The sequence below is a fragment of the Candidatus Epulonipiscium viviparus genome, assembly GCF_030708075.1.
GTDB lineage: Bacteria > Bacillota > Clostridia > Lachnospirales > Cellulosilyticaceae > Epulonipiscioides > Epulonipiscioides viviparus.
In genome coordinates this window covers 1,701,513-1,713,951 of sequence record NZ_CP117982.1, presented here as the reverse complement: position 1 = coordinate 1,713,951, position 12,439 = coordinate 1,701,513, and the positions used below count along the sequence as shown (strand labels likewise).

11 protein-coding genes (1 of these 11 running past the window's edge) are annotated in these 12,439 nt (G+C 37.9%); 2 read left to right on the top strand and 9 right to left on the bottom strand.

Annotation, left to right across the window (positions count from 1 at the left end; all coding sequences use genetic code 11):
* The first annotated feature begins 26 nt into the window (after window positions 1-26).
* Entirely contained in the window at window positions 27-494 is a 468-nt protein-coding gene (locus tag PCY70_RS07140; protein WP_305766818.1) for a PAS domain-containing protein, read from the top strand.
* A gap of 3 nt (window positions 495-497) precedes the next feature.
* Here the strand turns inward: PCY70_RS07140 and PCY70_RS07135 are convergent, their stop codons facing one another.
* From PCY70_RS07135 to PCY70_RS07120, 4 genes are read right to left on the bottom strand one after another with little or no spacing between them, the layout of a single operon-like run.
* Window positions 498-1,604 carry a zinc-dependent alcohol dehydrogenase gene (locus PCY70_RS07135; RefSeq protein ID WP_305766817.1) on the bottom strand — a complete coding sequence of 369 codons (1,107 nt, stop codon included), beginning with the start codon at window positions 1,602-1,604 and terminating at the stop codon, window positions 498-500.
* A 21-nt stretch (window positions 1,605-1,625) separates the two neighbouring features.
* A complete protein-coding gene (locus PCY70_RS07130; RefSeq protein ID WP_305766816.1) occupies window positions 1,626-2,474 on the bottom strand; it encodes a class II fructose-bisphosphate aldolase in 849 nt (282 codons plus the stop codon).
* Window positions 2,475-2,504: 30 nt separating this feature from the next.
* Window positions 2,505-3,896, bottom strand: a complete 1,392-nt coding sequence (locus PCY70_RS07125; protein ID WP_305766815.1) for an L-fucose/L-arabinose isomerase family protein — start codon at window positions 3,894-3,896, stop codon at window positions 2,505-2,507.
* Window positions 3,897-3,911: 15 nt separating this feature from the next.
* Window positions 3,912-5,354: an FGGY-family carbohydrate kinase gene (locus tag PCY70_RS07120; RefSeq protein WP_305766814.1), complete on the bottom strand. Its 1,443-nt coding sequence runs from the start codon at window positions 5,352-5,354 to the stop codon at window positions 3,912-3,914.
* Window positions 5,355-5,463: 109 nt separating this feature from the next.
* Here PCY70_RS07120 and PCY70_RS07115 point away from each other — a divergent pair, with 109 nt between their 5' ends.
* The gene (locus tag PCY70_RS07115) at window positions 5,464-6,303 is read left to right on the top strand and encodes a PocR ligand-binding domain-containing protein (protein ID WP_305766813.1); all 840 of its coding nucleotides are present in this window, start codon (window positions 5,464-5,466) and stop codon (window positions 6,301-6,303) included.
* Here PCY70_RS07115 and PCY70_RS07110 read toward each other — a convergent pair whose 3' ends face one another.
* From PCY70_RS07110 to PCY70_RS07090, 5 genes are all read right to left on the bottom strand, one after another.
* On the bottom strand, window positions 6,304-7,911 hold the full coding sequence (locus PCY70_RS07110) for a diguanylate cyclase (protein WP_305766812.1): 1,608 nt from the start codon (window positions 7,909-7,911) through the stop codon (window positions 6,304-6,306).
* Between the two features lie 59 nt (window positions 7,912-7,970).
* Entirely contained in the window at window positions 7,971-9,161 is a 1,191-nt protein-coding gene (locus tag PCY70_RS07105) for a leucine-rich repeat domain-containing protein (RefSeq protein ID WP_010168807.1), read from the bottom strand.
* A gap of 108 nt (window positions 9,162-9,269) precedes the next feature.
* The gene (locus PCY70_RS07100; RefSeq protein WP_305766811.1) at window positions 9,270-11,141 is read right to left on the bottom strand and encodes a leucine-rich repeat domain-containing protein; all 1,872 of its coding nucleotides are present in this window, start codon (window positions 11,139-11,141) and stop codon (window positions 9,270-9,272) included.
* A gap of 186 nt (window positions 11,142-11,327) precedes the next feature.
* Entirely contained in the window at window positions 11,328-12,416 is a 1,089-nt protein-coding gene (locus tag PCY70_RS07095; protein WP_305766810.1) for a Gfo/Idh/MocA family protein, read from the bottom strand.
* Window positions 12,417-12,428: 12 nt separating this feature from the next.
* Window positions 12,429-12,439, bottom strand: partial view of a ThuA domain-containing protein gene (locus tag PCY70_RS07090; RefSeq protein WP_305766809.1) — the end only. It continues 718 nt past the right edge of the window; the window shows 11 of its 729 coding nt (coding positions 719-729); its start codon lies off the right edge, out of view — the gene reads right to left on this strand; it ends in the stop codon at window positions 12,429-12,431.

Genomic DNA, 12,439 nt, shown 5'->3' with positions numbered 1-12,439 from the left:
TAAATTAAAATAAAGCAGGTGACTTCATGGAACTATCTACCATTTTACTTATAATGCTCTTTTTTATATTTAATTTAATTGCCATTATTTCAGTCGCTGTATCAGATGCTCATAATAAAAACAAACACAAACCACAAAATCATACTTATTATGACTCTGTGGCATCGATTATTATAGATATCAACTACTCTACCGCGACTATTTTGAACTATATATACAAAGGACAAATCCAATATAGTGCTGTTGGTATATCATATAATGATTTTGTTGAGTTTATATTGCCGGGACATGTTCATCCGGATGATAAAACAGTCACCGATTTGTCCTCTAGCTTAATATATATGTTGGAGCTTTATAACAACGGCGTGAGAGAATATAGCTATGAGTTTCGCATTTTGCAAAAAAATGGATCATACTACCGGCATCGAGCCACTACCTCACTATCGAAGTCAGAAGGCTCCATTATTGCGGCTATTACTGTTCAAAAATTATAACTCTTAAATTATTCTTGGTCCTACAGCTATCTTCATTCCTTGCATACTCATGTTCATATCAAACGCAGCTGTTATTTGATCTAGCGGATACCAATGAGTTACCATCTCTGAAATAGGGATTCCAATTTCTATTGCGCGACGAACCATATCTATTGTTATAGGGTAGATTTGAGGAGTATATGCGTAGGATCCAACCAACGTAATTTCTTTATGGCAGATATCTGTATGCGGATTTATTGATACTTCTCCTAATTCTACAAAATATCCCACTTCACACATTCCGCCACCACGTTTTACAAATTTTAATGCATTTGCAAACCCAGCTGCATTTCCAGTGGTTTGAAAAACAAATCCAGCCCCTACTTTGGTGAGCTTTTTCACCTCTGCTATCAACGCCGCGTTATCTGCAAAATCTTTGAAGTTGAGTGTCGTTGCTGCGCCCACTTTTTTAGCAAATGCAAGTCGCGATTCGTTACCATCGATCATAATTACGTTTTGAATGCCCATAGTTTTTAGCACCGTAAGAACAGACATTCCGATCGGTCCTGCACCATTAATTACACATTGCGTATTGAAAGTTAATAGCCCAGTTGACTTTGCGCGCTCTACTGCCTGAACTCCAACTGCCAATGGCTCAATCATAATACGAGTATTTACATCAAATTCATTAACCTTAAAGAAAGTAGATCCTTTTCTAATAAATAGATAATCTGCAAACCAACCGTTTAAATGAATTTCATCATCTGGGGTCAATCCATAGCATCCCATTCCCTCACATAACTCCGTTTTTTCGGGAGTATTTTTACAAGCATCGCATTCACCGCACGGAATTATACTGGTTACAATTTTATCACCTACTGCAACTGTATTACCCACTGTATCTTCTTTGATATTTTTACCAATTTTTACAATTTCGCCAGTTCCCTCGTGCCCTAATATGATTGGCAAACACCCAAACGGATCAGCTTTATATTCATGAACATCGGTTCCACATACTCCGCATCCTTCTACACGAATTAGCATTTCATCGTCACCAACCGCCGGAATATCATACTCTTGTATTTCAAAAGTTTTCACCGCTGTCATCATCGCTACTTTAGATTTATTCATAAGATCGTCTCCTTTTTCGCCTTAAGCATTTTTTGAGAATACTGCAATAGCCTTCTCCACATTTTCAGTCATATCAGCAATGGCTGCGTTAACTAGCTCGTGATAAAACATTACATCGGGATGCTCCGCCAAATATCTCTTTACACCTTCTGTTCCCGCTTTTGCCATATATGAATAATAATTGATCTTGCGGATTCCCAAATCTATCGCTCTGAGATAGTCTTCGGGGCTAACGCCAGATCCTCCATGCATAACGAGAGGCACATCCACCATCTGATTAATTTTCTCGATGCGCTCGAAATCCAACTTTGGTGCGGAAGCATAGAATCCATGTGCTGTACCAAAAGAAGCCGCCAACGCATCGATGCCCGTTTCTAGAACAAACTTGACTGCCAAGTCTGGGTCGGTATACATATCCTCCACTTTTCTGGTATCAGAAGAACCTGCCTCACGACCACCTAAGATTCCTATCTCCGCTTCTACACTGGCACCGTATTTTTTGGCAATGGCAACGGCAGCCTTCGTATTTGCTACGTTCTCATCATATGGTAGCAAGGAGCCATCATACATAACGGACGTAAAGCCAAGCTCTAGCGACTTTTCTAAATACTCCAATGTTTCGCAATGATCCAAGTGAACACATACCGGGATAGCTGCTGCCTTTGCAAGTGCAATCATCACTGGCGCAATATATCTAATAGGCACAACTTCCTCATGTACCTCCGCATGCATCAATATTACCGGTACATTATGTCGAGTCGCAACCTCCAGCACCGCTATAATATTCTCCAAATTTGGAGTGTTAAATGACCCAACGGCAATATTTCGCTCTTCTGCAATTTTCAAAACTTCTTTCATGGTAACTAACATTTTAAACTCCATTCCGTCATTAGTGACAATTTAGTCTATATCAATAATCTCATACTTTAGGTAGTACTTGAAAGCCTCTTCTAGCACTTTCTTCATATGCCCTTCTCCCACAGTCGTGTGGTGTTTAAATCCGTTTCTAGCAAGCTTATTTAATTTGTTTTCTAAATTTTCAATGGCCGCCACCCCTGCGCATCCAAAGTAGCCATCTTCTATTACATCCTCAGTAAATTCTCCTTCACTGAAGTAGATATATATTTTGCCATCCTCCATCTTGCAGTTAGAAAATGTCATAGGGAAGTTACGAATTCTGCCTTCATTTGATCCCCATCCATGTCCTGGATCTGTCTTTGCGATCATTTTGTGGTCTGTTACTTCACCTTTTCCTGCCATCAAACTTTGAGGCACTGGCCCGCAATGGAATAGGATGACTTTATCTACGGCATCGCCATAGTTGTTGTTCCAGTCTAGGCACGCCGTTGCGTTCAATGATGCCAGATGCATTGCTCTCATTGTTATTGCCGAGCACAAGTCCATCTCGCAAGATGCAATAATTCCGCGATCGTTCAACTCTCCTAGCAATACACAAGGGCAAATGTGCAAAATATCTTCCATTTCATTCCAGCAACGCAGGGTAAGCGCATCTAACTTATATGCTTCTATATACTCATCTAACACAACGCCTGTTTTGGCTAGGTTATTTAAATTTTCTTCGGGCACGTTTTGGCAGTTGGTATAGTTTAGCAGAACATTTCGTTTGGCAACTACAGCGGCATCGTCGTTCGCTTTATTTTGTACCTTAAAAATCAGCTCTGATAAGTCGAATGATTCGATATTGATTCCATATCTTTGCGCAGTTAGCTCATCAAATCTTACAGTTTTAAATGCAGTAGTTCTGGCACCAATACAACCTACATTAAACGATTTCATTCCAGCAACAACTCGGCAAACTGCCGCAAAGTCTCTTAAATTTTCTGCAAATACTTCAGAGAGCGGATGAACTACATGCGGTTGAAAGACTGTGTACGGAGTTCTATATTGTTCAAATACATCTGTTACGCTAAACTTTCCGCAAAAGGCATCGCGTCTGTGAGCAAAATCTAGTTTGCCAATTTCATCGGGATAGGCTTGCATTAATATTGGCACTCCAGCCTTTTCTAAAGCTGTGATCGCACCATTTTCATCAATAAATATTGGCATACACAAAATGATTCCGTCAAAATTTCCACGATTTTCCTCTAACCACTTTGCATATAACCTACCTTCATCGCGAGTTTCTACTGCACCAAATCGCGTCGCATCTTCATCCATCATAATATACTCAAACCCAGCTTTTGTAACAGCTTCTGCCATTTCTGTTCTGGCATCTAGCAAAAGTTCTGCAGGCATAAAGCCTCTATTTCCAAAAAATAACGCAAACCTCATAATCATTCTCCTTTTCTATAGATAAAGTTTTGGATACAACTGTTTATACTCTTGATATAAACTTTGATATTCTAAAGCTCGAACAGCATTTGGAGCATAAGTTGCCTTCACCTCTATAAGTTTATCTGCGGCATCATGCAAATCCGCATATATTCCACAAGCAACACCAGCTAACATGATGCATCCCAAAGTTCCAGACTGCATTGAAGTTATGGTTAATATTTCTGTTTCCATGATATCTGCCTTTATTTTGAGCCACTCTTTAGAAGATGCGCCACCTCCTGTTGCATATATCTGGTTAATTTTTGCACCAGCTGCCGCAAACTTATCGAGATTCAATCGCATTTCATATGTTACGCCTTCCATCAGAGCTTGATAGATTTGCTCTTTTGTAGTTTCTAGAGACAACCCCACGATTGCCCCGCGTGCTTCTGGATTCATATACGGAGTCCCTGCACCTGCGAAATGCGGAAGTATTAGCAACCCCGATGGATGATCGTTGTCAACACCTAGATTAAATTTTTCGTAGTCTTCTAGCGGCGCAAATTGATTTCTATACCACTTTAGCAACGCACCTCCTGTATATGAAAATGCATATGTGATATATAAATCGTCAATATATGGCACTATCGCATACCCACCAGCTTGTAACATTTTGAGGTTGACACCTTTTTTGAATGTCGCAGTAATACATTCCACAGTTCCAGTTCCATCCACCGCCATCTGATCCCGCAGCACGCCAGTTCCAATCGCCGCTGCAACCTGATCATGGCATCCAGAAACTATCAATGGTCTATTCTCAAACCCCGCGGCAACAGCATCTAGCATCTCGCCTGCAATAGTTCCGGTAGGCACAACCTTTGGCAGCAGCGCCTCTGGTATTGCAGTAAAATTTAAAATTTCAGCATTCCATGACAGACTTCGAATATCAAATGCCATAGTTCTGGTTGCCAGTGAATAATCGATTTGATGAATTCCAGACAGCTTGTAGACAATATAATCCTCTATTAGAGCTATCTTTTTACACTGATGCCACACGGCAGGATTAGTCTTTTGGATCCACAGCCACTTCGAAACGCTATACATTTTTCCTGCAACCAAACCCGTCGCTTCATATATAAAATCCTCACCCAACGCTGCCACGATTGCTTGACATTCCTCTTCTGCATTAGGATCTGTAAATAAATATGCGGGTGTTAAAGGCTCATCATTAGCATCTAGCAATACACTCGCTTCACCAAATGATGTTACACATATCGCCGCTATATTAGGTACTATAATAGCAATTTCTTTCAGTATGGCAGCAACTGTGTTCCATATCAAATTTACATCGACAGTGTGCGCATCTTTTGTAATCGAAACGGCATACTCTTTATATACTTCTGCAACATACATATTATCTTTGTACACAGTACACTTGCTTCCGGTTGTTCCAATGTCTATCCCTGCAATAAACAACAGCATCACCTCGCTCAATTTTTTCCTTTATTATATTGAATTTTTGGCTCGATTAATATATAGTATAGTTCATATAATAGTAAATTTGTTCGCAATATTAGGAGAAGCTATGGAATTAATTTTTAATTATCAAGAGACAGAAAATATATTAGTAGATTTTTATAATTTGACGGGATTTCGCATCGCATTATTTGATGCGGAGTTTCAAGAAATTTTGGCGTATCCAAATCGCCTCTCAACTTTTTGCAAATTAGTTCGAGCAGATGAAGAACTTCAAAACATATGTAAGCAATCAGATTGCGTTGCCTTTTATCACAGTAAACAAAGCGGCGAAAGTCTTTGTTATAAATGCCACATGGGCATGACAGAAATGATCGTGCCTATCAAAACAACTCACGGAATTATCGGATATGTTATGACTGGCCAAATTTATGAAAGTGGATCAAAATCGGATGAATGGGCTGCTATTGCAGAATATTTGAAAGGAAAAACCGTAGATTTGCAGGAACTCAAAAGGGTCTACCCCACCAAGCAAAGATTAAGTAAAAAGCAGGTTGCATCTGCATTTAATATGTTGCAGCTTATGACCTGCTATTTGTATCAAAACGAAAAAGTCGTTGCCAACAAAAATACCTTTGCGTATAAGTTGGATAGATTTATATTGGATAATGTGGCAGAAGATATTGACGTCAACATGCTATGCCGCGAATTTAATTACCAAAAAACTACATTTTATAAAATCACCAACGAGCTCTATGGACTTAGCATCATGAAACACGTATCGCAGCTGCGCATACAAATGGCCAAACACTTGCTATCGAACACAGACTTGCCCATAGCTATCATTGCAACAAAAGTCGGCATTGGAGATTATAACTACTTTAGCAAGGTATTTAAAAAGGAGGCCAAATGCACCCCCCGCGAGTTTCGTAAAAATAGTATTCAATAACTATATTTCTTCAAAGAAGAATTTGCTCTCAACAGCCGCTTCACTAAGTTTGTGTTTGTAGACAGTGAAAGTATTTTTGCCTAATTTTTTGGACTGATATAAGGCGACATCAGCGTAGTGACATATCTCCTGAAAATCCATCATTTTCTCATTTGCAATGGCTATTCCTATGCTTGCTGAAATTGTAATATTTACATTGTCTTTCGAATACGTCTGTGTAATTTTTTCGCATATATCTTGGGCACGTTCGCTGATATTAATGTTTGCAGTCTTAAAATATACAATAAACTCATCTCCTCCGATGCGTCCTATAACATCTGCATCTTCAAAACTTTGCGTCAATTTCGCTGCAACATCTTTTAGCGCTCTGTCGCCTACGCTGTGACCTAAATTGTCATTAACAGTCTTAAAGTTATCTAAGTCGATCATAAACATTATGCCTTCTGAATAATTTTGTAACAAGCTAGAAACGAGCATCTGTGTCGACTCTTTATTATACAATTCTGTAACCGGCTCCACCTCCGCAGTCAATGTTAAATTTTTGTATGGTTGAATATTTTCTATCGTTGTAATGGCTATAATCTCCCCTTTGCAATCTGCCAATGATGTATAGGCTCTATGCCAATTATATTCACCATTTTCGAGAAGTCTATACTCATATTTATATTCATGGATACCCTTTTTGTACATGTCCATCATATACGGAATACTGGTTGCCATCCCCACGCTTTTTCTATCATCCTTATAGATATGATTTGTGGCAAAGAATGCCATAAAATTGCCATATGGAATACCTGCTAACTCTGTTTGCAGCTCCCCTTTGTTGCTATAGCTAATAACAGTTGCCGTGCTGCAATTAATTTCTAATGACATCATCGCATTGTTGACCACCATCGACTTGTATTGTTTTTCAAGATTTGTTGTAATTTTGAGTCGTTTATCCTCCAAAATCTCATATCCTATCATCATAAATAACATCGCATATAAAATTCCCATTATGCAAATTCCAAATCCTAGCTGTTGTACAAAAAATACTGTTAGATCAATCTTTGCTGTAAAAAATATCGAATTAATAATCACAGCAAGTAGTAGAAACGATACTATCATATATAAAATATTTAATCTATACGTATACTTACCCAATGCCTTCAAAAATTTGGGTTTAATCATTCGTAAAATCACAATCATTTCTACGCAGCTCAATCCCACAATTATCCATCTAATTCCTGTTAATAGCAAATGAGTATTTACAATATCATAAATAGTATAATTTGATACCAATGCCACAACAGCTCCCACAATTATGGTCGCCGCCATCAGATTGGTCATCGCTATAAATACGCAACTCAACTTTAAAACTATACTTCCTTCAAATGCCGAAAATACTAATACTGCATAAAGTATAATTAACATACTATATGTAATCACTGGTGACATTGACACTGTAAAAGCTGAAATTCCAACATACACTGCAATTGAAAACGACATCAAGCCAACCGATGCCCAACCCACTTTAAGCGACATTATTTTGCTAATCAAAAATACTAGCAACATATCCTTAAGAAAATAAGATAGAATAAATAAAATGTAAATCATCGTAATCTCCATTTTGTACCTCCAAAAAATAATTTTTCTATCGTACTATGCTTATTCTATCAAACATCATATCATTCACCCAAAAAACTAGTACGTTCAAAATCTCTATCATCATAATACATAACGCGAACTGCTGGTGTATTGAAAAAAGCCGTTGAATTTACGTCTGTTTCTTCTGCAATCGCCACAGATTTTAAGCTTGGATTATAGCTGAATGCACCGTACCCTATCTTCTCCACACTCTCTGGCACCACTATTGCTGCAGCCAGATTTTTACAATCAAAAAAGGCGAAGTTGCCTATCTCTGCAACAGAATCTGGTATCGTCACTTCTAGTAGGCTATCGCAACTTGCGAATGCATTTTCGCCTATCGCTACAACGGCTACATTGTTGATTGAAGCTGGAATTGTAGCAATAGTAACGGTGCTTTCTGCATCAATTATTGTGCCCGTTGCTGGATCAAATTGAATCCTTCCCTCCTCGACGCCATCCACATATACCCAGTTCGCCAGCTCTTCTATATTATTGTTATACGTAAAAATATTTTTGGGCAGATGGAGTTTCAAGCTATCTAAAAAATCTTCCGAGCCTTCATAATTGATCCTAGATAAAACTGTATCATTAAAAGCAAATAGGTTGATATAATTTACACTTTCTGGAATATTGGCAGTATGCAATCGATCGCAGTCGTCAAATGCCGTCGCACTCATCTCCTCAACTCCCGGCATTAATGTTACCGTTTGCAAACTATCACAAGTTTTGAATGCATAATTATAAATTTTCTCTACAGTTCCTGGAATAGTTAGCGTGGTAATTCCCTCGCAATCGAAAAATGCACCCACACCAATCTCTCTAACGCTGTCTGGTATATTCAGCGATTTCAATTCATCGCATGATCCAAATGCCATAGCATCTATCGCTTCCAACCCAGCAGATAATGCCAACGCTTCTAATCCATCGCAACTGTTGAAGGCACCTTCCCCAATATACGTAATGGAATCTGGCATTGCAACTACACGCAATTCATTTATGTTATCAAACGCCTCTTTGCCAATAGCCTGAACTGGCACGCCATGTATCTCTGCAGGAATAAATGCCCTTGTTACAGTGTCCTCCGCAGCTGTTATCGTTCCTGTCTCCGAATTAAATTTGATTTTACCTCCTTCTATTCCAGCGACTTCTATCCAATCTGATGCATAAGATGGCATTGTGACCGCTACCATTGTCATCATTACTGCAATCGTCAAAAATTTTTTATTCACAGACTAGCTCCCTTCAAAATATAATATATTTCGATTTCATATAAAAAATCGTTTCGCAACAAAATAATAACATATCGATATGTATTTTTAATGTTCCTTAAACTATACTTAAAGCACTGTCGTTCCTTCTAAAACATCTACATTCAAATCTTCCCATTCCTGATCAGTGCCTCCAAAATATATAATTTTTAAACTATTACATCCCTTAAAAGCATCTGCTGCAATAAAAGTTATCGTATGAGGCAAAATTATTGACGTTAAACTAATGCAATCGAAAAATGCTAGATTACCTATTTTTTGCACTCCATCCAAAACCGTTGCTGTTGCCAAACTTGAGCAGCCAAAAAACGCAAAATTCCCTATTGTTTCCACACTCTTTGGAATAGTTATTTTTTTCAGACTAATACAATTTACAAAAGCATTGTCTCCTATCGATTTTAGCCCTTCTGGAAGTATAATTTCAGTTAAATTTACACAATCGCTGAATGCCCAATTTCCAATAAAAGTAATAGTTTTAGGCAACGTCAATTTTGTTAAAGTATCTAACTGTCTGAAAGCATCTTCTGCAATAGCTACAACCGGCGTTCCATTTATAGATTCCGGAATATTGGCAACCGTAACTTCCTCGGCCGCTGTTATCGTTCCTGTTAACGCATCAAATTGAATTCTTCCACTTTCGATTCCTGGAATTTCGTTTGATGTATACCAAACCTCGTCTGAAGCTGGTCCTTCGCTTTCATAGACCACCATTGCTTTTTGGGTTGAAACTGGTCCCAATGCTTCCCAAGTTACTTTTGTTCCTCCATAATAAATCGTAGTCAAATTTGTATTGTATACAAAACTCATAGGATCTATCAGCATTACACTACTTGGTATTATAATCTGTTCTAGGCTTGGCATATATCCAAATGTATTATAATTTATTTCGGTAACATTTTCTGGAATTGCTATTGTCTTTAAACTATCGCAGCTATAAAACGCAAAGTCTCCAATATATGACAGTTTTGCTGGCATTGTTATTTTGGTGAGCTTGTCGCAATCAGCAAATGCGCCGTCCCCAATTGCTGTGACAGCAACTCCATTTATGTATTCTGGAATTTCTGCAACAACTACCGATGCCTCTACAACTTTTATAGTTCCTGTTTTTTCGTCAAATTGAATTTTTCCGCCTTCTATTCCGTCCACTTCTATCCACTTATTTAGCAAATCCATATTGCTCTTGTATATAATGGCAGCTTTTGTAATTCCGGAATTTAACGATTCCCACTGTTCTCTAATTCCTTCATAGTACACCATTTTTAAATTACTGTAAAAAACATCTTTACCTAAATATACTACACTTGTGGGTATGCTAACCGTTGCCAATTGATCGCAGTTGTTAAAAGCCCAGTCCCCTATCGACGTTACATTATTTAATATAGCCACTGTTGTTAGGCTATCACAATTATTGAATGCGCTGTTTCCTATTATATTTACACTTGCTGGTATTGTTATATTAGGTAACTTGCTACAATACGCGAACGCACTATTTCCGATGTGTTCGACACTAGGCGGAATGCTCATATATGACAAATTACTGCAATAATAAAATGCCTCATCTTCTATAACTCGTACACCTGTAGATATTACTGCTGTTGTGAGATTTTCGCACCCAGAAAATGCTCCATGACCAATCGTCGTCACTGTATCTGGTATTGTTACTGCTATCAAATTTTTATTTTGATAAAATGCATAATCTCCTATTGCTGTTACAAGCACTCCGTCAATCCGTTCTGGAATGTTCATAATAGTAACAGTAGCATCCGCTTCTACTATTGTGCCAGTGCGACGATCAAACCGTATGCTTCCACCTACAATAGCCGGGTGAGAAATCCACTCGCTAACAGTTGTAGCTTCTCGACTCAACTCTGTCGCTGCAGTATGAGTAAGTGGTAAAAATAATAATGCTCCCAGAGCCAATACCTTAAAATTTTTTCTCATTTTTTAGACTCTCCTTAATATGTATTTATTGCTTGTCATAATTCATTATATGAAAAATTAGTCAAAATATGTTTTAGGTATATAATGAATCTTAGTATATATATATGCAAATTAAACTTAAATAATAAATAAGATTCAAAAAAAATAACGAGAAGCTTTTTTAGCCTCTCGCCATTAAACCTAAACTTAATATCTTGCATTTCTACATAATTGCTTTGGTTGACTAACAGTAGATGCTAGATCAATTTGTTTTCTCTGCTTGCAACTTTCTTCAAAAGCAGTCATAATTTCCAGTACATGTAAATTTAAATCACCATTTGCACTATATTCTCTGCCTTTTTCAATTGCATCTGCCATATCCGCAAGACCTAATCCTCTTGAATTTTCACTATAGTTATATACAAATGGCATTTCCCTAAATTCTTTAGTCTGAGCAGTTGATAATTTAATAGTTCCGCCAAAAACATTTGGATTTGGAACAGATAGTGTACCCTCAGAACCATAAATTTCGATAAACGGCATCTGCGCTTTGTATACGTCAAATGAAGTAATAATGGTTCCAATAACCCCTGATTCGAACGCCATCATACCAGCAACATGAGTTTTTACATCGACATCTATTACTTCACCATAATGAGGTTTGCTAGTAATTGTTCGTTTTTCGAAGCTAGTTTTGGTCATTCCTGAAACCGCTGCAACCGGTCCGAGTAAACTTACCAATGCAGTTACATAATAAGGCCCCATGTCCATCATCGGGCCGCCACCTCTTTTATAATAAAACTCAGGATCTGGATGCCAAGTTTCATGACCTCTACACAATAAAAACGCACTAGCGCCGATAGGCGTACCAATATATCCATCTTTAACCAGCTTAATGCAAGTCTGAATCCCTGCACCTAAAAATGTGTCCGGTGCTCCACCTAGCAATACATTGTGTTCTTTGGCAAGTCTCATAAGCTCGACACCTTCTTCGAGAGACGCACCTAAAGGTTTTTCGCTATATACGTGTTTTCCAGCTTTAATTGCACAAGCCGCGACATCAAAATGCTCATAAGGTCTTGTTAAATTTAACACTATATCAACTTCTGGATCAGCAACAACTTCATTCACATCTTTATAAATTTTCGGTATATTATATTCTTCACTAGCCTTTTGTGCTCGTTCTGGTATCAAATCGCAAACGCCTGTAAATTCTAAGTTATTAAATACATTCGTAATATTTTTTAAATAAATTCCACTTATTGCTCCACAACCTACTAATGCTACCTTTTGCATAATAACCTCCAATTAGAACATTT